The organism is Hyunsoonleella aestuarii (assembly GCF_006148925.1).
Taxonomy (GTDB): Bacteria; Bacteroidota; Bacteroidia; order Flavobacteriales; family Flavobacteriaceae; genus Algibacter_D; species Algibacter_D aestuarii.
In genome coordinates this window covers 591,773-615,271 of sequence record NZ_VAWB01000001.1, presented here as the reverse complement: position 1 = coordinate 615,271, position 23,499 = coordinate 591,773, and the positions used below count along the sequence as shown (strand labels likewise).

Sequence of the window (23,499 nt, the reverse complement as noted above, 5' to 3'; positions counted from 1 at the left end):
AATTATGAATTGGCTAGATTATAGTATCGTCATATTTTACATTATATTTTTCTTGGGCATGGGCTTCTTTTTTAAGGACAATAAAGATTCCAAGGATTACTTTTTAGGAGGGAAAAGCATGGGCTGGTTCCCATTAAGTTTATCAACCATGGCAACGCAATTGTCGGCTATTAGTTTTATATCTGCGCCGGCATTTGTGGGAATAAAGCTCGGAGGAGGAATGAAATGGTTAACCTTTGAGTTTGCAGTTCCTTTGGCCATGATATTTATTATGATTGTAATTATTCCACCATTATTTCGATCTGGTGTTGTTAGTATATATGAATTCGTAGAAAAACGATTTAGCCCTTCAACACGATTGGTTTTAAGTATTGTTTTTCAATTAAGTCGTGCTTTAGCAACGGGTGTTATGGTATATACAATCGCCATTATTTTACAGGCTGTTTTAGATATAGATTTTGTGTATACAATTTTAATTATTAGTGTTATTACAATTATTTATTCTTGGCAAGGAGGTATGAAAGCGGTTGTCTGGGGAGATGCTATACAAATGATTATTTTATTTGTGGGATTAATTATCTGCTTATATTTTGGGTGGTCACTTTTACAGGAGCACGGTGGTTTAGCCGAAGGATTTAACCCAGATCGTTTAAGAGTCATCGATTTTAATTTAGGTATTGGAGAAGGAAAGGAATATGGTTTTTTACCCATGGTAATAGGTGGATTCTTTTTATATGTATCTTATTATGGTTGTGATCAAACCCAAGCGCAACGCTTGTTATCAGCCAAAAGCGAGAAAACCATTAGGCAACTATTACTTGCTAATGGGCTTTTAAGATTCCCAGTTGTACTAATATATTGTGTTATGGGATTAGTAATAGGAGGCTTAGTAACATTAGCTCCAGATTTTTTACAAGAAATAGCAAATACAACACAAAAGTATTTCCCAGAAGAATTCGCAAAAAATGGTATGAAACCAGATTTAATGATTCCTGTCTTTATTATAAAATATTTACCTCATGGACTTATTGGTATTTTAATGGTTGGAATATTATCTGCTGCAATGTCTTCATTAAGTTCAACGGTTAACTCACTTTCGGCAGTTACCGTTGAAGATTTTTTTAACAGAGGCAAAGAAAAACTATCTGATAAAAAATATATGGTAATTTCAAAAGCATCAGTTGTTTTTTGGGGAGCTGTTTGTATTGCAAGTGCCTTTTTGTTTGGAGGAAGTAAAAGTGCTGTTATTGAGATTATTAATGCTATTGGCTCTGTTTTTTATGGACCAGTATTGGTGACATTTTTTCTAGCATTCTTTTCGAAAAAGGTAAATCATGTTGGAATGAATGCAGGTATAATTCTAGCTGTTTTAATTAACTTGATTTTTTCTAAAACTATTCAAGAACTGTTTGGAATTGACCTAGGAGTTCATATCTTTTGGATATGGTTAAATTTTACAGGAGTATTTATTTCCTTAGTTGTTGCCTATCTAGTTAGTGCTTTAACTAAAAATGTTGAAGTGAAAAAGATTTCTAATTTCAACATAGCTATTAAGAAAGAAGATTTCATGATAAAAGAAGTCTATATTTTAATAATATTTTTTATCGCGATTGTTATTTTTAGTTATTTTATTCCAACCTTATTCGGATAAACCATTTATTAATTTTTAAATGAAACTAGTATTAGCTCCAGATAAGTTTAAAAACTCCTTGACGGGTTTAGAGTTTTGCTCTGCCGTAGAAGAAGGAGTTAAGGCTATTTTACCTGATGCTGAAGTTTTGAAACTACCTTTAGCTGACGGTGGAGATGGAACTATTGAAGTAGTTAATTTTTATTTAAATGGAATTGAAGTGAAGGTTATGGTTAATAATCCTTTCTTTAAACCTATCGAAGCCACATATTTATTTAGTAAAGAATTAAAAATGGCTTTCATTGAAATGGCGGAAGCCTCTGGAGTAAAACTTCTTAAACAAGAACAATTCGATTGTAAAAATGCTACAACTTTTGGAACTGGAGAAATGATTGTTGACGCCATTAACAAAGGGGCTTTAAAAGTTATTCTAGGAATTGGTGGAAGTGCAACGAACGATTGTGGGATTGGTATGGCATCAGCTTTAGGATATCAATTTTTAGATGGAAAAAAGAAAGAAGTAAAACCTATAGGAGCCAATTTATCGAGTATTGAAACGATTGATGTTTCTAATGTGAATTCAAAACTAAAAGATGTTAGTTTTAGCATAGCCTGTGATGTTACAAATCCCTTATATGGAGAAAATGGAGCAGCTCATATTTACAGTGCTCAAAAGGGAGCAACACCAGATGATATTTTATTATTGGATCAAGGTCTTAGAGACTTTTCAAAATTATTAAATGTTGTTTTCAATATTGATTCACAATCTGTTATTGGAGCTGGTGCAGCCGGGGGAATGGGGATTGCCTCTAAAGTATTTTTAGATGGTAATTTAGAACCAGGTATACAATTGATAAAAAACTTAGCAAATTTTGATAATAAAATTCAAAATGCAGATTGGATTATTACTGGGGAAGGAAAGTTAGATAGACAAACTATGTCTGGTAAAACTATACAAGGCGTAGTTCAATCTGCAAACAATAAAAAAATTCAAGTGGCCACATTTTGTGGTGCTATAGATTTAGAAGGGAAGAGTCCAGAAGATTATGGAATTCACTACGCTGATGCGGTAATGAATTATGCTAAAGGGTTAGAAGATGCAATGAAAAATGGATATGATTATGTAAAGGTAATGGCTGGGGTTTTTGCTAGAGAAATATAAATTGAAAATTATATTATGAAGTTATATCCTTTAAGGTTTAATCCAGTTTATAGCTATCGCATTTGGGGTGGGGATAAATTAAAAACGGTTTTAAATAAAAATTACCAAGAAGAGTCTATTGGCGAATCTTGGGAAGTTTCAGATATCAAGGACAATGAAACCAAAGTAGCTGAGGGCTCATTAGAAGGACAGACTTTAAAGCAACTAATAAAGAAATTTAAAGGTGACTTTGTTGGAAATAGTGTTTATAAGAGTTTTGGAAATAATTTCCCTTTATTGATAAAGTTTATTGATGCAAAAACTCCTTTATCAATTCAAGTTCACCCCAGTAATAAATTAGCTAAGCAACGTCATAATTCATTTGGTAAAAACGAAATGTGGTATGTGTTGCAAGCCCAAGAAAATGCTGAATTAATTGTTGGTTTTAGTAAAAAAATAGAAAAGGAAAGTTATCAGGCACATCTTAAGGATTCAACTTTAACTGAAATTCTAAATATTGAAAAAGTTGATAAAGGAGATACATTTTACATTCCAACTGGCAGAGTTCACGCTATTGGAGCAGGGGTGTTACTTGCTGAAATTCAACAAACGTCTAACATAACATATCGAATTTATGATTATGATAGAGTTGATGCCAAAACTGGCGAAAAAAGAGAACTTCATACAGAATTGGCAATGGATGCTATTGATTATAATGCTTACAAGGATTACAGAACAGTATATTCTATATCGGATAACGTTTCAATTAAATTAGTGCACTCCCCATATTTTAACACTAACATTATTAGTATTTCAGAAACAATGGACATGGATTATTCTAAAATAGATAGCTTTGTAATTTATATGTGTGTTGAAGGCAAGTTAGAAGTTGACTATAACAATACGAGTTATAATCTTCAAATGGGTGAAACTTTAGTAATTCCAGCCGTAATCAATCAATTAAAGCTAGTTGGGACTAAAGCAAAACTTTTAGAAATATATTTGTAATTATTTCTTATCAGGATTCAATAAGATGGCATATATCTGAATACCAAAACCAATTAGTACTAATGTAGGTGCTAAACGAATACGTCTCCAAGAAAATATTTCAGGATTAAAAACATTAGGGTCATCACTTCCGCCACCAGACATTAAAATAAAACCAATTGCAATACAAGTGAGTCCTATAAACATCCATTTATAGTTTTTCTTTCCAAAAACAAATGCAGGTCTTGATGCTTCTTTACGTTTTTTTTCTCCCATAATACGCTGTTGCAAAATAATTTAGTGCAAATTAAAATATTTATTTAAAAAATAGTGTTAATAGTTTTTAATAATAAAGCTGATCCGTTTTTAAATTCAAAAAGCGCTGTGTTGCAAAATGTGTACTTATCCAAGTTATTAAAATACCTAATCCAAAAACTAATGCAAAAAGTAATATTACTAAAATCGGCTTATTAAGTAAACCAAGTTCAGGAAATGTTCGATTTAGATAGTATAAAACAAAACTCATGCCTATAAGTGCTAATACGGCACCAATTATGCCAAGTCTTACACTTTTCCATACAAAGGGACGTCTAATAAACTGTTTGGTAGCACCTACCATTTGCATGGTTTTTATAGTGAATCGTTTCGAGTAAACAGCTAGTCTAATGGAGCTGTTAATTAATAAAACAGCTATTAAAGTAAATATGGAACTAATAAAAAGCACCCAGAAACTTATTTTCTTAACGTTATCATTCATTAAATTAACCAAGTCGTTGTCATAAGATACTTCATCAACAAAGTTCTTATTCAGTGCTTCCGTCGAAATCTTTTCAAGCTGCTCGGAATTTACATAATCTGCTTTTAAATGCACATCTATCGAATTCTGAAGCGGATTATAACCTACAAAATCCATGAAATCTTCTCCATTTTCTGCTTTCATAAATTCTGCCGCTTGTTCTTTAGATACATATTCGGTCGATTTCACATAATCAGACATGGCTAAACTTTTTTCAAGTTGTTTGGTCTCAACTTGCTTAGCAGAATCTTTTAAGTAAATAGTAACAACAACCTGTTCCTTAAAATGGTCAGAAACTTTTTTAGCGTTAAGAACCAAAAGTCCTAACAAACCCAACAAAAACAAGACTAAAGCAATACTTAAAACTACCGAAAAGTATGAAGACACTAATCTGCGTTTTTGGTGTTTTTCAAAGGATGAGCTCATAAAAGTTTGATTATTGAGGTAAAAATAATAAAGTAAATGTAATCTCTCTTGTATTAACTAAAACATTTCAATATTGTTGTGTTTAAGCAAATTTCTTAGGTGGTTTGCTAATAATGTAAACTCCGATAATGACCATAATACAGCTTAATATTTTTATGAGATTAATATCCTGTGCGTATTTATCTTTCATAAAAATGTAAGCATAAATCCCAACCATAATAAAGCTAATTACAGGTTGTAAATAAATATAGCTGCTCGTTACGGATGGAGAAACAAAATTAAGTGCGTAAATATTGAATAAATATGCAAAAAAGGTGGTAAACAAAACAACATACCCAATAACTAGATAAGTACTAGTCGTAAAATATTCAAAATTAGTTTTTGTAAAATCATTTAAAATGAAAGGAGTTACAAACATTAGCCCGAATAAAAACATCCAGCTAATAATAGTTATGGCATTATATTTTTTCATTAAGGGTTTTACAATAACAAGGTAAAGGCCATAGCATGTAGCATTTATAAACACAAATAAATTCCCAAGAAAAGAACTTGTTCCAGCGGAGTTATTTCCATAGAGAATAAGAATTAGCGCTCCTATACCGCCAATTATAATACCTAGGAGTTTGTTTTTGGTAATGGGCTCTTTAAGAATGAAAAAACTAAAAATTAAAACAATAACTGGCGTTACAGTCATAATAATTGAAGCATCCACCGGCGATGTTAAATTAATTCCATGAAAGAAAAACAACATATTTGCTGCTGCCCCAAGCAGCCCACAAAGAGCTATTCTCAAAAAATCTTTTTGTTCAACTTTTTCTTTGATGAACAAAAATTTAATAAACCAAAACAGAATAACACAACATGCTAAACGCATAAAAACAAATGCGTTTGGATTAATTTTTTCCGGCATAATTCCTTTTGCAATAATATAATTGGCGCCGTAAATTAAGTTAGCTCCAAGAAGAGCAACATGAGCCTTGTAAATATTTGAATTCAACAATATGGTTTTAAGATATCAAAAGTAAATTTATATTGTCAAATGCCCTATTTCTTTTAGTAAATAAAAGGTTTTTAAGTTGATTTATAAACCGTAAATTTGCGCTTTTATTAAAAGGGACAAGAACGGATGAGATACAATTTCAACGAAATTGAAGCCAAATGGCAAAAGTATTGGGCGGAGAATCAAACTTTTAAAGCTGAAAATAATAGCGATAAACCAAAATATTATGTTTTAGATATGTTTCCTTATCCAAGTGGGGCAGGTTTACATGTAGGACATCCATTAGGTTATATTGCTTCCGATATTTATGCTCGTTATAAACGTCACCAAGGGTTTAATGTCTTGCATCCTCAAGGGTATGACAGTTTTGGGCTTCCCGCGGAGCAGTATGCGATTCAAACGGGACAGCACCCAGCTATAACGACAGCAGAAAATATAAAAACATACCGCCGCCAGCTAGATCAAATAGGGTTTTCATTCGATTGGTCTCGCGAAGTACGCACGAGTGATCCAAAGTATTATAAATGGACGCAGTGGGTTTTCATTCAATTATTCAATTCTTGGTTTAATAATGATTCGGGTAAAGCTGAAGATATTTCAGAATTAATAAAAGTTTTTGAGACTGAGGGCAATTTTAATGTTAAGGCAGTCTGTGATGATGATGTTGAAGTGTTTATAGCTGAAGATTGGAATAGTTTCACATCAGAAGAGCAACAAAAAATATTACTACAATATAGATTAACCTATTTAGCCGAAACGGAAGTAAACTGGTGCCCTGCATTGGGAACAGTTTTGGCAAATGATGAAATTGTTAATGGTGTATCAGAACGCGGAGGGCATCCTGTAATACGTAAAAAAATGACGCAATGGAGTATGCGTATTTCGGCTTATGCAGAAAGGTTACTTCAAGGTTTAGATACTATTGATTGGACAGATTCTTTAAAAGAAAGCCAACGCAACTGGATTGGAAAATCGGTTGGGGCTTCTGTTACATTTAATGTAAACAACCACGAGGCTTTTATTGACGTTTTTACAACTAGACCTGATACCATTTTTGGAGTGAGTTTTATGACTTTGGCGCCAGAGCACGACCTAGTGTCTAAAATTACAACAACAGAACAAAAATCTGAAGTTGAAGCTTATATAGAGGCTACTGCAAAGCGCAGTGAACGCGATAGAATGGCAGATGTTAAAACCATTACTGGAGCATTTACTGGCGCGTACGCAGAACATCCGTTTACAAAAGAACCGATTCCTATTTGGATTGGCGATTATGTGTTAGCTGGCTATGGAACAGGAGCAGTGATGTCGGTGCCATGTGGTGATCAACGCGATTACGATTTTGCAAAACATTTTGATATTCCAATTCCTAATATTTTTGATGGCGTTGATATTTCGGAAGAAGCCTTTGCTGACAAAGAAAAAACCATCATTGCGAATAGTGATTTCTTAAATGGACTGAATTATAAAAAAGCCACTAAACGTGCCATTTATGAATTAGAACAAATAGGTCAAGGTGAAGGAAAAACCAATTACCGTTTACGCGATGCGGTTTTTAGCCGTCAGCGCTATTGGGGAGAACCATTTCCAGTGTATTATGTGAATGGCTTGCCACAAATGATAGACACCGAACATTTACCAATTGAATTACCAGAAGTAGAAAAATATTTACCAACCGAAACCGGCGAACCGCCTCTAGGAAACGCTACGGTTTGGGCCTGGGACCGCCTCAAGGCGGAAGTAGTCTCAAATAATTTAATCGATAATGAAAATGTTTTTCCATTAGAGTTAAATACCATGCCAGGGTGGGCAGGAAGTTCTCAGTATTTTAATCGATACATGGATCCAAATAATGAAGATGCTATCTTCTCAAAAGAGGCTATTGATTATTGGCAACAAGTAGATTTATACATAGGTGGTTCAGAACATGCTACGGGGCACTTATTGTACTCTCGTTTCTGGCAAAAGTTTATGTTTGATAAAGGTTATGTGAATCATGACGAGTACGCTAAAAAACTGATAAATCAGGGAATGATTTTGGGGACCAGTGCATTTGTTTATCGTGTTGAGGGTGAGAATAAATTCTTGTCTATGGGATTGATTGGTGATTTAGAGGTGCAACCTATTCATGCTGATGTATCTTTTATAAACTCTTCTGATGAACTAGATATTGAAGCTTTTAAAAAATGGCGTCCTGAATTTATGGATGCTGAATTTGTTTTAGAAGAAGGTGTTTACAAGGTTGGTAGAGACGTTGAAAAAATGTCCAAATCCAAATACAACGTAGTAAACCCAGATAATATTTGTGAACGATACGGGGCAGACAGTTTACGCCTTTATGAAATGTTTTTAGGGCCATTAGAGCAGTATAAGCCTTGGAATACAGCTGGTATTACAGGAGTTCATGGTTTCTTAAAGAAATTATGGAAATTGTATTTTGATGACAATGGAGTTAAAGTAACTAATGTAAACCCAACAAAAGATAGCTTAAAAACGCTTCACAAAACCATCAAAAAGGTTCAAGAAGATATAGAGAATTTCTCTTTTAATACATCGGTGTCTACGTTTATGATTGCTGTTAACGAGTTAACATCTCAAAAATGCACATCTAACGAGATATTAGAGCCACTATTAATTTTAATTTCACCTTACGCACCGCATATTTCAGAAGAATTATGGAGCCAGTTAGGAAATAGCGAGTCCATTTCAACAGCACCATTTCCAGAGTTTGATGAAAGTCATTTAGTAGAAAGCACAAAGAATTACCCGATTTCTTTTAATGGTAAAATGCGCTTTACTATGGAATTACCGCTAAATTTGAGTAAAGAAGACATAGAAAAGGCAGTTCTAGATAACGAAAAAACACAGGAGCAATTGGCGGGCAGAGCACCAAAAAAAGTAATCGTTGTTCCGGGAAAGATTGTAAATATAGTTGGTTAATGTCATTCTGAGGAGGAGCGACATGCGAATCTGTTGAAATAAGATTCCGTTTAAAAGTCAGCCACAATTTTTCATTAAAAATTTTGCGTTTATATCACTTTTTAAAATATAAAAATATGAAAAGAATAATTATAATTTTGGCTATGTTTTTAGGTTTTACATGTCAGAATAAGAAAATACAAAAACAAATTGTGGAAATGTCTTGTGGTCAATGTCAGTTTGGACTTACCTCTAAAAAAGGCTGTAATTTAGCAGTTCGAATTAATGGTGACTCTTACTTCGTTGATGGTCCAGATATTGACGATTTTGGTGATGCCCATGATGAAAAAACTGGATTTTGTGAAGTAATTAGAAAAGCTGAGGTAAATGGTAATTTACAAGGAGGGCGATTCAAAGTTAGTTCAGTTGAATTATTAGATTAATCCGATAAAATATGGAAATAATTGGCTTTGCTGCTGCCATTTTAACCACCGGGGCTTTTTTGCCTCAGGTTTATAAAACTTGGAAGACAAAAGACGTATCGGGACTGTCCTTGTCGATGCTATTAATATTTTTTATAGGCATTGTGGGTTGGTTGGTCTATGGTATTTTAATGAAAAGCCCTTCCATGATTTTTGCAAATACTATAACCGCTATTTCTTCGTTTCTGTTGTTATATTTCAAAATGAAATACTCGAAGAAATAATTAAAGCGACTGACAAACTTTCACGCTTAATAAATGGTGCAATTATTGCTATCTTTATTTGAGAAATAAAATTAAAAAACATGTTTGGATATTATATATTAATTGGAGGAATAGCTTTAGTAAGTTGGTTAGTAAGTAATCAACTAAAACGTAAATTCGATAAATACTCAAAAACACAGTTGCGTAATGGAATGAGTGGGCGAGAAATAGCTGAAAAAATGCTTTCAGATCATGGAATATACGATGTTGAGGTTATTTCAACTCCAGGACGTTTAACAGATCATTACAACCCCAAAAATAAAACAGTTAATTTAAGTGAAGCCGTTTATAATCAGCGAAATGCTGCTTCTGCCGCAGTTGCGGCACACGAATGTGGTCATGCAGTTCAACACGCTCAAGCTTACAGTTGGTTACAAATGCGATCTACCTTAGTGCCTATGGTAAGTGTTACTTCTGGTATGTCACAATGGCTAATTATTGGTGGATTAATCTTAGGTGGTGCCGCTGGTTTAGGTTTAGGCTGGTGGGTTGCTGTTTTAGGCGTTGTTTTTATGGGGTTTGCAACTTTATTTAGTTTTATAACCTTACCTGTGGAGTATGATGCGAGTAATCGTGCTTTGGCTTGGTTGAAAAACAAGAATATGGTTTCCCAAGAAGAATATAAAGGTTCCGAAGACGCTTTGAAATGGGCTGCGAGAACGTATTTGGTTGCTGCGATTGGAGCGTTAGCTAACCTATTGTATTGGGCGCTTCAAATTTTTGGTGGACGCGATTAATAAATCAAAGCATTAAGCATTAAAGCTCTGAAGTATTTCAGGGCTTTTTTGTTTCTTTACTCAATCAATTTTGGCATGAATTTCATCGAATATTACCATAAGCATTTAGATAAGTATCAATTGGAAGCACAACGTCTTTTTAAAAAGATGACTTTGTTGAGCGCGCTTCGTTTAATTGTGTTTGTTGCTACGGGGTTTGGTTTTTATATGCTAATCAATTATTGGCAGGTTGCTTTACTGTTTGCTATTACTGGTATTTCGGTATTCATTTATTTATTATCCAAACACACAGACATTAAAGGTAAACATGTATTCCATAAAGCCTTGGTGGCTATTAATAACGATGAAATAGAAATAGCTTCTGGAGATTTTCACGAAAGAGATAAAGGATTGCAATTTCAAGATTCTAATCATTTTTATGCATTAGACATTGATTTGTTTGGTCGTGGTTCTTTTTTTCAGTTTATAAACCGAACAACCATTAAAGATGGAACTGTAGTTTTAGCTGAAGCTTTAAAAGCTAATAATATTGAAGATATAGAACTCAGGCAAGAGGTTATAAAAGAATTGGCATCCAAACCACAATGGCGTCAATATTATATGGCTACTTCTAATTTAGTTGAAGTTGAGACTCCTGCTAAACAGATTATAAATTGGTTGAAGCATCATAAATCATTTTTATCTCCAAAGATGTCCTGGGTGCCTTTGGTGTTTAGTGTTGTTTCTGTAACAGTTTTTGCGCTTACAATTTTAGCGGTGATTACGATGCATGCCTTAATTGGTTATTGGTTACTTCTGGGATTAGCCATAACAGGAATATTTATTAAAAAAATGAACAATTTAGCCTCAAATACCGATAGAGTTCGAGATACTTTTAGACAATATGCCAATTTATTGGATCTTATTGAAAATGAATCGTTTTCGTCTGAGTTGCTCATTGGTAAACAAAAGCAAATACAATTAGGAGACGTAAAAGCATCCACTATTTTTAAACAGTTTGCTAGATCTATGGATGCACTAGATAATCGGAATAATTTAATTGGAGCCATTTTTGGAAACGGACTTTTTTTAACCGATATAAAATACAGTTTTAAAATAGAACAGTGGATTTCAAAATATTCGGATAAAGTATCCGATTGGTTTGAAGTAGTCACTTTTTTCGACGCGTATAATACCTTAGGAAATTATGTGTTTAATCACCCAGACTTTGTTTTTCCTAAGATTGAGAAAAGCGGGACAGTAATAAAAGCTGAAAATCTTGGACATCCCTTATTGGAAAAAACCAAACGAGTAACGAGTGATTTAAACATAAACGAAGAACAATTTTTTATTGTTACAGGTGCTAATATGGCTGGTAAGAGTACGTTTTTAAGAACGGTGTCATTGCATATTGTAATGGCAAATGTAGGCTTGCCAATTTGTGCTAAAAAGAGTAAATATTCGCCAGTTAAATTAATAACAAGTATGCGTACTACAGATTCTTTAACCGATGACAGCTCGTATTTCTTTTCAGAGTTAAAACGACTTAAATATATTGTGGATGCTATTAATGAGGAACCTTATTTTATTGTTTTAGATGAAATTTTGAAAGGCACGAACAGTACCGACAAAGCGATTGGTTCAAGAAAATTTATTGAAAAGCTGGTGGCGTCTAATGCTACTGGAATAATTGCAACACATGATCTAAGTTTGTGTGAGATAGAAAAAGAACTTGATGATGTGAAAAATTATTACTTTGATGCCGAAATTATTAATGATGAACTTCATTTTGATTATAAATTAAAGCAAGGTGTTTGTAAAAACATGAATGCCTCATTTTTACTCAAAAAAATGGATATTGTTTAAAATTTGAATACGTGAAAAAAGAAGACTGTTTTTACTTAGGTAAAATTGTAAAGAAATATAGTTTTAAAGGAGAAGTGCTTGCGAAATTAGACACCGACCAACCTGAGCTATACGAACACCTAGATGCGATTTTTTTGGAGCTAAGAAATAACTTGGTGCCTTTTTTTGTAGAACATTCTCAATTACATAAATCGGAATTATTGCGCATTAAATTTGAGGATGTAGACACAGAAGGAGATGCGGATGCCATAATGAAGAGTGGATTGTATTTACCACTAGATTTATTGCCAAAGCTAGAAGGTGACAAGTTCTATTTTCATGAGGTAATTGGTTTTGAAATTGAGGATGTTAATTTCGGAAAGGTTGGCGTGATTAAAGCTATAAATGATGCTACCGCACAATCACTTTTTGAGATTGATAGAAATGGTGTAGAAATATTAATCCCCATGAATGACGAGTTTATTGTAAAAGTCGATCGAGATAATAAGACTATTGTTGTTGAAACACCTGAGGGATTAATTGATTTATATATAGAAGAATAGTCGTGTCCATAAAACCTTTTAAGTTTAAAGAGTTTACTGTTAAGCAAGATCGATGTGCGATGAAAATAGGTACCGATAGTGTTCTGTTAGGTGCTTGGGCATCTTTAAATATTAATCCTTTTTCAGTTTTGGATATTGGTGCAGGTACTGGTATTTTGTCATTGATGTTAGCCCAAAGATCTCGAGCAGAAATTATTGATGCTGTTGAAATTGATGATAATGCTTTTGAGCAATGTGTTGAGAATTTTGAACAATCTCCGTGGGGAGATAGGCTCTTCTGTTATCACGTTTCTTTAGACGAATTTGTAAATGAGATTGACGATAAATACGACCTCATAATTTCCAATCCGCCTTTTTATAGTGAAGATTACAAAACTGATAACGAGCAACGTGATTTAGCCCGATTTCAAGAAGCGTTGCCTTTTGAGCATCTGTTATATAGCGTTTCAAAATTACTATCTAATGATGGTGTTTTTTCAGCGGTAATTCCTTTTAGTGAAGAAGAAAAATTTTTACAAATAGCATCGCAATTTGAGCTATTTCCAAGCAGAATATTACGCGTAAAAGGACAACCAACTTCAGAAATAAAACGAAGCTTAATTGAGTGTACTTATAATAAAGAAGATGTTGAAACAAATGAATTAATTATTGAAACACAAAGACATCAATACACTCAAGATTACATCTATTTAACGAAAGATTTCTATTTGAAAATGTAGCTAATAAGATCTTTTTAACGGCCTTGTTAAACAGGTTGGACCACCACCACCTTTAATACTGATCTCTTCACCTTTATACGCAGTTACTTCGCATCCCGCTAATTCTAATGATTTTTGAGTTTTTGGATTGCCATTAACCATAATACATTTTCGTGGTGCAATTGCCAATACATTACAACCCATAGATTCAAATTCTTCATCAGGAACTTCAATCAATTCATAACCTCTTTTAATAAGCTCATTTCTAAATTTAATTGGCATAAGAGGAGAATATACAACAGCTAAATCTTTATCTACAGGGCTTAAAATACTCATTAAATGAAAGACATCGTTTTTACCTTTATAATGTGGTAACTCAGCAACAATAACACGCACACCCTTAGGTTCAATAAGTGCTTTGAGTTGAGCGATGCCTTCATGGTTAGTTCTGTACGTATGACCAACCGCTAAAGTTTTTTCATCTAACCAAGCAATGTCTCCTCCTTCTAAAGTTCCTGGGGCTTCAATAATACCTAATATAGGAATACTATGCTCCTTATAAATTTCTAGATGTGATTGCGGTTCATTTATACGTTCGTCTTTTCCCATATAACAAATAATCATACCAAAATTTGTGGCAATGGATGCATCTCTACAATAAATTGAATCAATCTGGACATTTTCATTGATTGGAAATTGCTCAACTTTTACATTATTAGCTAATAGATATTTCTGGAATAGGTAATATTCTGCTAATCCCTTTTTAAAATCTGGACAAGACAAATAATTTAGTTTCTGCCATTGATTTCCTAAATTAACATCTGATATAAAGGCATTTATTGCTGGTTTAATAAATACAGATTCTAGCTTTTTGTATTCTGAATGGTACGTAGTTCCCATTTATTTTTCACGTTTATTCCATTGCATTAAAATATAGAATGGAATCCCAGACATTAATAATAAAAATCCATAGAATACAGTTTCTGAACCAGTACCGTAAATGGCCCAAGTAGAAAAGGCCATACCTAAACCTCCTAATACTAAAGTCTTTACCCAACTGTTTGCGTGAAGCTTTTTTTCAATGATTACTAGAATATAGGCAGCAGCTGTAAACAAATAAGGCATTAAAGCAACAAATACAACCACCTCTACAATTATTTGAAACTGATCTACTAGTCCTTCAGTAAAATTCATAAGCATTACCAGAGAAGACAATACACTGCCAACAACTAAACTTATTACTGGTGCTCCCTTTTTATTTTCCTTTTTAAAAAGCCTAGGAAATAAATTATCTTTTGCCGTTGCCATTGGTAATTGTCCTGTAACTAGAACCCAACCGTTTAAGACCCCTAAACCAGATATTATAACCCCAACAGCAACAAAGTAGCCTCCAAAATCACCAGCTATTAATTTAGCGGCTTCAGCAAAAGGAGCTGCAGAATTTTGTAAGACATTCATTGGTAATATTCCAAACAAAACAATGGTGCTTAATATATAAATTATAGCTGTTAAAATTGTACCTATCATTGTCGCTTTAGGTACTGTTACCTCTGGATTTTCAACATTAGCAGCAGGAATAGTAGCACATTCAATACCTAAAAAGGCATACAAAGTTAAAGCACCAACCACAGGTATCGTAGAAAAATCACTTTCACCAGTTAAGTTGAAAGCTGGGAAATTTTCAAGTTTAAAAACGAAGAAACCTACTATAATTACAAATGCTAATGGTAAAATTTTTAATACTGTTGTTACAACTTGTACTCTACCAGATTCTTTAATTCCTCTTGAATTTACCCATGTAAAAATCCATATTAATGCTAAACCAATACTTACTTGGTATATAGAATGTGTTTCTAAAACCGGAAAAAAGAAACTTAATGCACCTACTATAGCAATAGCAATCCCTCCATTACCAACCCAACATGAAACCCAATATCCCCAAGCCATCAAAAATCCAATAAAATCTCCAAATCCAGCTCTAGCATAAGCGTATGGCCCACCACTTTTGCTAACAATTATTTTACTAAAATTGCTAAATATTTTGGCAAGTATTATTGCTCCAATTGCTGTAAATATCCATCCTAAAAGACTAATGCTTCCATATTTAGCTAAAGCTGCTGGGAGCACAAAAATACCTACACCTATCATGTTTCCAACAACTAATGAAGTTGTTGTAATTAATCCAATTTTTTGTGTCTTAGAATTCATTTAGTGGTTTTAAAAGCGGTAAATATTAATTGAGTAAATTAGGGACGAAAAGCGAATTTACAATTATAATATTTATGATAAAGAAATACACTATTGATTCAGATATTAGAAAAGCTGAAACACTTCCTGCTATTTTTTATAAAGACGAAAATACTTTTGAATCTTTAAAAGAGAATGTGTTTCTTAAATCTTGGCAGTTTATAGGTGATCAAAGTTTGTTGGATGAAACTATGTCTGTTTATCCTTTTATCTTATTAGATAATTATCTATCTGAGCCATTATTATTAACAAGAGATGGGGGTGATAAAATTAATTGTCTTTCAAATGTTTGTACACATCGAGGTAATCTAGTAGTCTTAGAATCTGGAAAAACAAAAAAACTAACCTGTGGTTATCATGGTAGAAGATTTAATCTTAAAGGTGAATTTGAATTTATGCCAGAATTTAAAGAGGTACTTAATTTTCCAAAGCCATGTGATAATTTATATGAATTCCCAATAATAAAATGGGGAAGCTTATTATTTGTTGGGTTAAATCCAATGTTCAATTTTCAACAAGTAATTGATAAAATGAATGAACGCATAGGGTTTCTTCCTTTTGATAATTTTTTATTAGACGAAACATTAAACAAAGACTTTGTTGTAAATGCACATTGGGCTTTGTATTGTGATAATTATTTAGAAGGATTCCACGTACCATTTGTGCATAACGATTTGGATGCTGTACTAGATTATGGCAGTTATAAAACAGAAACTTACGAATATTGTAACCTACAAATTGGATATTCTGATGAAGCAACCAATACGTTCAATTTACCAGAAGACCATATAGATTATGGTAAAAATGTAGCAGCTTATTATTATTGGGTATTCCCTAATATGATGTTTAATTTTTACCCTTGGGGGTTGTCGCTAAATATTGTTCAACCGCTAGGGCTCAATAAAACAAAGGTTTCATTTGTTTCGTATGTTCTTAATACTTCAAAATTAGAACAAGGTGCAGGCAGTGGCTTGGAAAAAGTAGAAAAAGAAGATGAAGAAATTGTAGAGAATGTTCAAAAAGGAGTTAATTCAGCATTCTATAAATCTGGGCGATATTCACCTAAGAGAGAGCAAGGAGTTCATCATTTTCATAGTTTACTTGCACGGTTTCTAAATCTTTAAAATTCTCTAAAAAAAAACTTATTGATTCAGTTGCTTTAGTTAAATTTGAAGAGTTAAAAATATTGAATTATCAAAAAAGTAATGTTTTTATTGATAATCTTATTCTAAATTACATTAAAACCGAGTCTTTATGAAACCAGACTTATTTGAAGCACCAGATTATTACAACCTTGACGAACTGCTAACCGACGAGCATAAATTAGTTAGAGATGCTGCTCGCGAATGGGTAAAACGGGAAGTTTCTCCAATTATAGAAGAATATGCCCAAAAAGCAGAATTTCCAACTCAGATTATAAATGGTTTAGCAGAAATAGGAGCTTTTGGCCCTTATATCCCTATGGAATATGGAGGAGCTGGGTTAGACCAGATTTCTTATGGTTTAATCATGCAAGAGATTGAAAGAGGCGATTCTGGAGTGAGAAGTACAGCCTCGGTGCAGTCGTCGTTGGTAATGTACCCTATTTGGAAGTATGGTAATGAAGAACAACGTCAAAAATACTTACCAAAACTAGCAAGTGGAGAATGGATTGGTTGTTTTGGTTTAACCGAACCAGACCATGGCAGTAACCCAGGAGGCATGGTTACTAACTTTAAAGACAAAGGAGACCACTATTTATTAAATGGCGCTAAAATGTGGATTAGCAATGCGCCTTTTGCACAGGTTGCTATTGTTTGGGCGAAAGATGAAACCGGAAGGATTCATGGGCTTATTGTTGAGCGTGGTATGGAAGGGTTTACAACACCAGAAACACATAACAAATGGTCGTTAAGAGCATCTGCAACAGGAGAGCTTATTTTTGATAATGTTAAAGTTCCAAAAGAAAATTTATTACCTAACAAATCTGGTTTAGGAGCGCCTTTAGGTTGCTTGGATTCGGCAAGGTATGGTATCGCCTGGGGAGCTATTGGCGCTGCTATGGATTGTTATGATACAGCACTTAGATATAGCAAAGAGCGCATGCAATTTGGAAAACCTATAGGACAATTTCAATTGCAACAAAAAAAACTAGCCGAAATGATTACCGAAATCACTAAAGCACAATTATTAACATGGCGTTTAGGTGTGTTACGTAATCATGGGAAAGCAACTTCCGCTCAAATCTCAATGGCAAAACGCAATAATGTGGATATGGCTATCAATATAGCTAGGGAAGCACGACAAATGTTAGGAGGCATGGGAATAACAGGCGAGTATTCGATTATGCGTCATTCTATGAATTTAGAAAGTGTCATCACTTATGAAGGCACTCACGATATTCATTTATTAATTACGGGATTGGATATTACAGGGCTCAATGCCTTCAAGTAATTTTTTTCTTTAACAAGGTTCTAAACTATAACGTTATCGTAGTTTTTCTTATGCTAACATGACTTTTGACAGCTTTTTTCCAAAGTTCGTGTTTTAGTTTTGCTAAAGAATTATTCAACTAAATTCAAGCAAAATGTCATGAAAACATCAAGGAAAGATATTATTCAGTTCACCAATCTGCAACTGGCAGCCTTAGGACAACCAACCTTTAAAGATAAATTAGATAGCAAGGAAAAGTTTTGTGATCCTGAATTTGAAAAAACCACACGACCATTAATAATGGGTCTTAGAGAAAAGTCACGTCTATTGGCAGACCATTTAGCGCCTGCTGACGCTCGAATTCAAAATTTTATAGATCGTTATTTGAAAGATATATCCGTTGATAAATCTTATAAGTTACCAAACAACACTTTGATTCTTTCTAAAAAGGGACAAGCGAGGGAAGCGAGTTTGCCACCAGATGGTAACTCCTTTGAAAGTGATTTAGTAAACTCCAAACGACTAAAACAAGGGATATTAAACAACCCTTTGCATGATAAAAGAACTACGAAAGGAACATTCCATATCGTTGAAGGTCCGTTACCTGTTCCTTTAGACAAAAAAGAAGTGCCAAAAGTAGTTTTGGCTCACTTTATAAATGAAGCTTTTAAGCCATCTGCTGAATTAAACACGCTTCCGTTTACCTCTAATCAAGAAAAGAAAGCCTTAACCATGGTTTCTATGCTTTTAAGACCAGTGGTTTGCCCAGAGGTAAAAGGTGTTATTTCCGAAAAAAGATTAGAAGTGAGATTTTTTGCCCCAGGCTCTTTGGTAAGTAATCTAGATTTTGTTGAAAATATTTTTGGAAATGCAGGAAATCCTAATTTAGCTCATAACGATTCAGCTCTAAACCCAGAGCGCTGGACTGGTCATACAGGTTGTATTATTCTTGCCCCACAATTATTAAAACTTAAAAAGAAAGATGTAGGTCTTCCTCATTTTGACAACGCCACAGATCGCCAGAAAAAGGATGGCATGTGTTGGATAGAAGAAAACGAGCTGTATAATGATGGAGGTGCTTTTAAAATTACTTGCAGAGATGAAAGTGGTGTTGTGGTTACATTAATTGCCGACAACTATTACGGTTACTCTAAAAAGGAAATCAAGACCCAGATTAGCTACTCTGCAAATCTATACGGAATGTTGGAAGAAGAGCATGCTGGTGGCGCCATAGCTTACGCTAGAAGGGTGATGGGCGACACAGTAAATTGTAACGACTACAACCAATATTATGGTTTAGACCATACCTTTGAAGATGTAAAAACCTTGTTAGGAAACCGCATTACCGTGAAACCTGAAAACTACGCAATAGACAATAAATATCCTAACATAGTTTACATACCAGAATCGTCTTATTTCAACACAAACACCAATAGTATAAGTTGGAACTATAAAGGTAAAGAACAAAAACTAAAGTTATCGCCTTTTAAAACTTACGTTCATCCGTCAGGAAACAAACTAAGGTTAGAAAAACATAAATCTATCGACCTATGGCGTATTGTAGAAACCTATCCAGAAGGTGTATTTTGCCATAAACCATGTACCGTTTCTGGTGGAGGGAAATCGGAGATTTCTAAATCTATGCAAAATGCTATAACCTATGGTAGGTTTAACATTCACAACATAGAGGAGGATTTCAAGAAGGCTGATGAAATTATTGAATTTAATTATTCCACAAGATGGAAAGTAAAAGACCCTAATAGACCAAAATCAAGATCATTTTTAAGTGAAAAAAGAACATTAGGATCTGTTGTAAAACTTTTAACACCTTCTGAAGAAAATTCAGATGAGTTCAATGAGTGGTTAGAAAACATCCCGGTACATATTCGCTCGTTAGTGTTATTTGTAAAACGCTTATTTAGACAAGCGCATGGTGCTAACCTCAATTGGAAAGACTTGATGTCTGTGGACATAATAAATGGTGTTAAAGGAACTTCATTATTATATAATAACAATCCTGTTGTAGGTAGCTATGTGCGTATTGGTTTCAACCAAAAAGGGAATTGGATGCTTAATAAGTTGCGTTCTGATTTCTCGGCTAGTGAAAAGATTCAAACTGAAGATGATATTTCAGCATCCATTACACTTCCAAGGAATAAGTTTAAAGATTTAAACCCAGAGTACACAAATCAAAGTGTAAAAGTTCTAACAAACTGTGAGGCTCACCTTTTCCAAAGACCAGATGAAGCGATTGTAAGAGGTTATGATAAGGGTGCAGAATTAGATATTATTTCAGATGGTAGATTCTTGACCAACTATGAAATGTTGACTAAAAAAGATGCTATTGAAATATACGAAGACACAATTAATTTTGACAAGTACACTCAGCCTGTTCAGGATTTTATAAAGGAAATTATAAATAGTGAGGATGAGGATATTCAGTTTGTATTGCCATCTCACCCAAGAATTATCGAAGATGGTTTACCTACCAAAAACCCACGTTATTTAGAACCTAACAGGTTTTATAATGAAACTGAAGCATCTTATATTTCGGATATGGGGGTACGCTTAAAAAGAAAAATCAAGCTCGAGGATCCAGTAATTCATACTGTAAACGCTGTCTTACCAGGTAGAAGAAACAATCCCGTTGATAAAAAAGCAGGTATTAGACCATTGGCGGTATACAACCCGATTCATTATCAGGAAACACCAGAATTGTTTATGGATTTTATTTGTAGTTTAACTGGTAAATCACCGTCCACTACAGGTGCTGGTTCTGAGGGCGCACTTACGAAAGCACCATTTAATATGTTAACACCGACAACAGATTTAAACAATGCTTTATTATCGCATATTCTAACAGAATCAAATGGTTTTAGTACTGCAGCAGGTTATATAGGCGCAGAAAATAAAATAGACCATGATGTGAGTTTATTAATTCCAGAAATTTGGGCTAGAATGGCTCCTGAAGATAGAGATCCTCAAAACTTAATTGCCAATGACTCTTTAGAAAAATTAGAGGACTTTGAATACGAAGGACAAAAAGTGTTAGCAAGTAGATTAGGTTATAGAATTACAAAAAAATTCAACTTACTTTGTTTAAATAGAATTTTTGATGAACCGACAGCTGTATTTAGTGAGCGCATGTTAAAACCAGAACTTCAAGGTATGGATGACTACGTTGACGGTATCAATAATATTGTAGAAGCACAACAAAAAGTAGCTTTAAATTATTTTGAAGATGGTAGTATTGATGCTGCGATTCCACCGTTAAAAATCTTATTGCACATTATGGCCTACGATAACTATGAAGGTAAAGATATTAGCGACCCTGAGTTACGTAAGTTTTTCGATAGAGACTATGTTTTAAATAGTGATTGGTATAAAGACCGGTTGGCTTTAAAACAACAAAAAGACATTGGTTTTTATGATGCTCAAATAGGGTACCTTGAGGATTTTATTGCAAACCCTAACAATAAGGTTTTAGTTTCTGAGATGAATATTAAAGAACGACTAAAAGCTGTAAGGAAATCTTATGAAGATGTTAAGTCTAAAGACTACCTTAAAAGTCTAGAGGGAACTATTGGAGTTGATCCTTTATATAAAAAAGCAAGTTAATCTAGCTATACTTTTTACTCAAATAACAAAAAAATCCAAGTTTATTACTTGGATTTTTTTTAATTACATTTACTTCATGTTTTCATCCAAACAAAGATTAGATCGCGCTTATAAAAAAGCCAAAGTCGTTGATTTTGATGACGACAGCAAGTTTATTCTATTTAGTGATTGTCATCGGGGAGACAATAGTTTTGCTGATGACTTCGCTAACAATAGAAACATCTATTTTCATGCCTTAAAACATTATTATAATCAAGGGTTTCAATATTGCGAATTAGGTGACGGAGACGAATTATGGGAAAATATTTCGTTTGATGCCATTTTAAATGCCCATAAGAACGTTTTTATGCTTATGAAACGCTTTCATCAAGAAAATAGATTACACATGATTTGGGGAAATCATGACATGGTATATCGAAATCAAGATTATGTAGATAAAAATTTGTCAACTTACTTCGATCCAAAAACAGGTGAAGACGTTACTCTTTTTGGTGAAATAAAATATCACGAAGGGATTATTCTGAAACATTGCATGACAGGACAAGAAGTATTTTTAACGCATGGTCATCAAGCCGATTGGTGGAACTTTTTGTTTTGGAAATGGAGCCGTTTTATGGTTAGAATTCTCTGGAAACCTCTAAATGTTATGGGTGTTGCAGACCCAACAAGTCCAGCCAAGAATTATAAAGAGCTAATTAAAGTCGAGCGTCGCACAAAAAAATGGATAAGTGATAATAGGAATTTATTAACTGTAGTAGGTCATACACATAGACCTCGTTTTCCAGAGCCTGGTAATATTGCTTTTTTTAATGATGGAAGTTGCGTGCACCCAAGAAGTATTACGGGCATAGAAATTGAAAACGGTGCTATTTCATTAATTAAATGGCAGATTGCAACGAAGGAAGATGGAACGCTTCAAATTGTTAGAATACTTCTTGAAGGACCAAGAAAGTTAATAAATTATCAAACAGAATAGCTTATTTATAGGGCGTAAACCGAATTGTCGATGGTTGCACCTTTGGCATTCTTCTTTATTAAATTCAATGCCTTTTCCATAGCACCAAAAGTTAAAAATGTTTCGCTGGTAGCTAGTAATTCTCGATCGGATAGTTTTTCAAAAGTAAAATAGGGACTTCCACAATTTGCTTTTTGTCTAACAAAATAATGATCGTTAAAAGCATGTTTTTTAAAATAATGCAGTTTTTTTAAACAAATAATAATCGAATGGTAAGGCTCGCTGGTGAGTATGATGAGATGATTATTAGGTTTGAATAGAAACCGATAGCGTCCAGATTTGTCTTTGTATATTTTGAATTGAGCCATTTAAACTTTAGACCCAAATCCTTTCAAAAAGTCACATGTGTTTAACTCTCAGGCGCAAGTTCTACTTCAAGACCTTCAATATCTGGTGTCATTTGTATTTGACAACCTAAACGGCTATTATCTCGTACATCGAAAGCTTCAGATAACATAGCTTCTTCGTCATCACTCATTTCAGGTAACTCGGTCTCACTTAAAACATAGCATTGGCAAGAAGCACACATAACCATTCCGCCACAAACACCAATAGTTCCTTCTGGAGCAAGTTCGTAGGATCTTACCACCTCCATTAAATTCATTGCCATGTCCGTAGGTGCAATTATATCATGGGTTACACCATCTCTATCAGTAATTTTAATATTTATATCTTGCATTGTTTGAGTTTTGAACTTCTCTATGAAAAGCATGTCATAATTCGTGCCGCAAATTTAAGCTT

At 33.8% G+C, this 23,499-nt stretch carries 21 protein-coding genes; 14 read left to right on the top strand and 7 right to left on the bottom strand.

Annotation, left to right across the window (positions count from 1 at the left end):
- The first annotated feature begins 4 nt into the window (after positions 1 to 4).
- The 3 genes from FEF17_RS02970 to FEF17_RS02960 are packed head-to-tail and all read left to right on the top strand — an operon-like array spanning position 5 to position 3,779.
- Complete coding sequence (locus FEF17_RS02970) at positions 5 to 1,651, top strand: sodium:solute symporter family transporter (protein WP_139000882.1); 1,647 nt, start codon at positions 5 to 7, stop codon at positions 1,649 to 1,651.
- A 19-nt stretch (positions 1,652 to 1,670) separates the two neighbouring features.
- Positions 1,671 to 2,792: a glycerate kinase gene (locus FEF17_RS02965; protein ID WP_139000881.1), complete on the top strand. Its 1,122-nt coding sequence runs from the start codon at positions 1,671 to 1,673 to the stop codon at positions 2,790 to 2,792.
- A gap of 15 nt (positions 2,793 to 2,807) precedes the next feature.
- Positions 2,808 to 3,779: a type I phosphomannose isomerase catalytic subunit gene (locus FEF17_RS02960; RefSeq protein ID WP_139000880.1), complete on the top strand. Its 972-nt coding sequence runs from the start codon at positions 2,808 to 2,810 to the stop codon at positions 3,777 to 3,779.
- Here FEF17_RS02960 and FEF17_RS02955 read toward each other — a convergent pair whose 3' ends face one another.
- From FEF17_RS02955 to FEF17_RS02945, 3 genes are all read right to left on the bottom strand, one after another.
- Positions 3,780 to 4,034 carry a DUF3098 domain-containing protein gene (locus FEF17_RS02955; RefSeq protein ID WP_139000879.1) on the bottom strand — a complete coding sequence of 85 codons (255 nt, stop codon included), beginning with the start codon at positions 4,032 to 4,034 and terminating at the stop codon, positions 3,780 to 3,782.
- 67 nt (positions 4,035 to 4,101) lie between these two features.
- A complete protein-coding gene (locus tag FEF17_RS02950) occupies positions 4,102 to 4,980 on the bottom strand; it encodes a cell division protein FtsX (RefSeq protein WP_139000878.1) in 879 nt (292 codons plus the stop codon).
- A gap of 82 nt (positions 4,981 to 5,062) precedes the next feature.
- Complete coding sequence (locus FEF17_RS02945; protein ID WP_170180956.1) at positions 5,063 to 5,977, bottom strand: DMT family transporter; 915 nt, start codon at positions 5,975 to 5,977, stop codon at positions 5,063 to 5,065.
- A gap of 129 nt (positions 5,978 to 6,106) precedes the next feature.
- Here FEF17_RS02945 and leuS point away from each other — a divergent pair, with 129 nt between their 5' ends.
- The 7 genes from leuS to FEF17_RS02910 all read left to right on the top strand — a co-directional run bounded on the left by leuS (position 6,107) and on the right by FEF17_RS02910 (position 13,487).
- Positions 6,107 to 8,920, top strand: coding sequence for a leucine--tRNA ligase (gene leuS / locus FEF17_RS02940; RefSeq protein WP_139000876.1), 2,814 nt, complete (start codon positions 6,107 to 6,109; stop codon positions 8,918 to 8,920).
- Positions 8,921 to 9,036: 116 nt separating this feature from the next.
- The gene (locus FEF17_RS02935; RefSeq protein ID WP_139000875.1) at positions 9,037 to 9,342 is read left to right on the top strand and encodes a DUF6370 family protein; all 306 of its coding nucleotides are present in this window, start codon (positions 9,037 to 9,039) and stop codon (positions 9,340 to 9,342) included.
- An 11-nt stretch (positions 9,343 to 9,353) separates the two neighbouring features.
- Positions 9,354 to 9,605, top strand: a complete 252-nt coding sequence (locus FEF17_RS02930; RefSeq protein ID WP_139000874.1) for a SemiSWEET family sugar transporter — start codon at positions 9,354 to 9,356, stop codon at positions 9,603 to 9,605.
- Between the two features lie 80 nt (positions 9,606 to 9,685).
- On the top strand, positions 9,686 to 10,381 hold the full coding sequence (locus FEF17_RS02925; protein WP_139000873.1) for a zinc metallopeptidase: 696 nt from the start codon (positions 9,686 to 9,688) through the stop codon (positions 10,379 to 10,381).
- A 75-nt stretch (positions 10,382 to 10,456) separates the two neighbouring features.
- Positions 10,457 to 12,226 carry a MutS-related protein gene (locus FEF17_RS02920; protein WP_139000872.1) on the top strand — a complete coding sequence of 590 codons (1,770 nt, stop codon included), beginning with the start codon at positions 10,457 to 10,459 and terminating at the stop codon, positions 12,224 to 12,226.
- An 11-nt stretch (positions 12,227 to 12,237) separates the two neighbouring features.
- Positions 12,238 to 12,768 carry a ribosome maturation factor RimM gene (rimM, locus tag FEF17_RS02915; RefSeq protein WP_139000871.1) on the top strand — a complete coding sequence of 177 codons (531 nt, stop codon included), beginning with the start codon at positions 12,238 to 12,240 and terminating at the stop codon, positions 12,766 to 12,768.
- Between the two features lie 59 nt (positions 12,769 to 12,827).
- Positions 12,828 to 13,487 (top strand): tRNA1(Val) (adenine(37)-N6)-methyltransferase, encoded by a 660-nt coding sequence (locus FEF17_RS02910; protein WP_139000870.1) that lies wholly within the window; start codon positions 12,828 to 12,830, stop codon positions 13,485 to 13,487.
- Here the strand turns inward: FEF17_RS02910 and FEF17_RS02905 are convergent, their stop codons facing one another.
- Entirely contained in the window at positions 13,488 to 14,366 is an 879-nt protein-coding gene (locus tag FEF17_RS02905) for a dimethylarginine dimethylaminohydrolase family protein (RefSeq protein WP_139000869.1), read from the bottom strand.
- Positions 14,367 to 15,674 (bottom strand): amino acid permease, encoded by a 1,308-nt coding sequence (locus tag FEF17_RS02900; protein WP_139000868.1) that lies wholly within the window; start codon positions 15,672 to 15,674, stop codon positions 14,367 to 14,369. It abuts the gene before it with no gap.
- A 74-nt stretch (positions 15,675 to 15,748) separates the two neighbouring features.
- Between FEF17_RS02900 and FEF17_RS02895 the strand changes: the two genes are divergently transcribed.
- From FEF17_RS02895 to FEF17_RS02880, 4 genes are all read left to right on the top strand, one after another.
- Entirely contained in the window at positions 15,749 to 16,837 is a 1,089-nt protein-coding gene (locus FEF17_RS02895; RefSeq protein ID WP_139000867.1) for an SRPBCC family protein, read from the top strand.
- A 130-nt stretch (positions 16,838 to 16,967) separates the two neighbouring features.
- Entirely contained in the window at positions 16,968 to 18,146 is a 1,179-nt protein-coding gene (locus tag FEF17_RS02890; protein ID WP_139000866.1) for an acyl-CoA dehydrogenase family protein, read from the top strand.
- 138 nt (positions 18,147 to 18,284) lie between these two features.
- On the top strand, positions 18,285 to 21,743 hold the full coding sequence (locus FEF17_RS02885) for a PPi-type phosphoenolpyruvate carboxykinase family protein (RefSeq protein ID WP_139000865.1): 3,459 nt from the start codon (positions 18,285 to 18,287) through the stop codon (positions 21,741 to 21,743).
- Positions 21,744 to 21,819: 76 nt separating this feature from the next.
- On the top strand, positions 21,820 to 22,719 hold the full coding sequence (locus FEF17_RS02880) for a metallophosphoesterase family protein (RefSeq protein ID WP_139000864.1): 900 nt from the start codon (positions 21,820 to 21,822) through the stop codon (positions 22,717 to 22,719).
- Between the two features lie 5 nt (positions 22,720 to 22,724).
- Here FEF17_RS02880 and FEF17_RS02875 read toward each other — a convergent pair whose 3' ends face one another.
- Together FEF17_RS02875 and FEF17_RS02870 are read right to left on the bottom strand one after the other, a co-directional pair.
- A complete protein-coding gene (locus tag FEF17_RS02875) occupies positions 22,725 to 23,066 on the bottom strand; it encodes a YegP family protein (protein ID WP_139000863.1) in 342 nt (113 codons plus the stop codon).
- Positions 23,067 to 23,107: 41 nt separating this feature from the next.
- The gene (locus tag FEF17_RS02870; RefSeq protein ID WP_139000862.1) at positions 23,108 to 23,437 is read right to left on the bottom strand and encodes a 2Fe-2S iron-sulfur cluster-binding family protein; all 330 of its coding nucleotides are present in this window, start codon (positions 23,435 to 23,437) and stop codon (positions 23,108 to 23,110) included.
- Between the last annotated feature and the right edge of the window lie 62 nt (positions 23,438 to 23,499).

Coding starts and splice junctions, on each gene's coding strand:
- FEF17_RS02970 (WP_139000882.1), top strand. CDS start 5: ATGAATTGGCTAGATTATAGTATCGTCATATTTTACATTATATTTTTC.
- FEF17_RS02965 (WP_139000881.1), top strand. CDS start 1,671: ATGAAACTAGTATTAGCTCCAGATAAGTTTAAAAACTCCTTGACGGGT.
- FEF17_RS02960 (WP_139000880.1), top strand. CDS start 2,808: ATGAAGTTATATCCTTTAAGGTTTAATCCAGTTTATAGCTATCGCATT.
- FEF17_RS02955 (WP_139000879.1), bottom strand. CDS start 4,034: ATGGGAGAAAAAAAACGTAAAGAAGCATCAAGACCTGCATTTGTTTTT.
- FEF17_RS02950 (WP_139000878.1), bottom strand. CDS start 4,980: ATGAGCTCATCCTTTGAAAAACACCAAAAACGCAGATTAGTGTCTTCA.
- leuS (WP_139000876.1), top strand. CDS start 6,107: ATGAGATACAATTTCAACGAAATTGAAGCCAAATGGCAAAAGTATTGG.
- FEF17_RS02935 (WP_139000875.1), top strand. CDS start 9,037: ATGAAAAGAATAATTATAATTTTGGCTATGTTTTTAGGTTTTACATGT.
- FEF17_RS02930 (WP_139000874.1), top strand. CDS start 9,354: ATGGAAATAATTGGCTTTGCTGCTGCCATTTTAACCACCGGGGCTTTT.
- FEF17_RS02925 (WP_139000873.1), top strand. CDS start 9,686: ATGTTTGGATATTATATATTAATTGGAGGAATAGCTTTAGTAAGTTGG.
- FEF17_RS02920 (WP_139000872.1), top strand. CDS start 10,457: ATGAATTTCATCGAATATTACCATAAGCATTTAGATAAGTATCAATTG.
- FEF17_RS02910 (WP_139000870.1), top strand. CDS start 12,828: ATGAAAATAGGTACCGATAGTGTTCTGTTAGGTGCTTGGGCATCTTTA.
- FEF17_RS02905 (WP_139000869.1), bottom strand. CDS start 14,366: ATGGGAACTACGTACCATTCAGAATACAAAAAGCTAGAATCTGTATTT.
- FEF17_RS02900 (WP_139000868.1), bottom strand. CDS start 15,674: ATGAATTCTAAGACACAAAAAATTGGATTAATTACAACAACTTCATTA.
- FEF17_RS02895 (WP_139000867.1), top strand. CDS start 15,749: ATGATAAAGAAATACACTATTGATTCAGATATTAGAAAAGCTGAAACA.
- FEF17_RS02890 (WP_139000866.1), top strand. CDS start 16,968: ATGAAACCAGACTTATTTGAAGCACCAGATTATTACAACCTTGACGAA.
- FEF17_RS02885 (WP_139000865.1), top strand. CDS start 18,285: ATGAAAACATCAAGGAAAGATATTATTCAGTTCACCAATCTGCAACTG.
- FEF17_RS02880 (WP_139000864.1), top strand. CDS start 21,820: ATGTTTTCATCCAAACAAAGATTAGATCGCGCTTATAAAAAAGCCAAA.
- FEF17_RS02875 (WP_139000863.1), bottom strand. CDS start 23,066: ATGGCTCAATTCAAAATATACAAAGACAAATCTGGACGCTATCGGTTT.
- FEF17_RS02870 (WP_139000862.1), bottom strand. CDS start 23,437: ATGCAAGATATAAATATTAAAATTACTGATAGAGATGGTGTAACCCAT.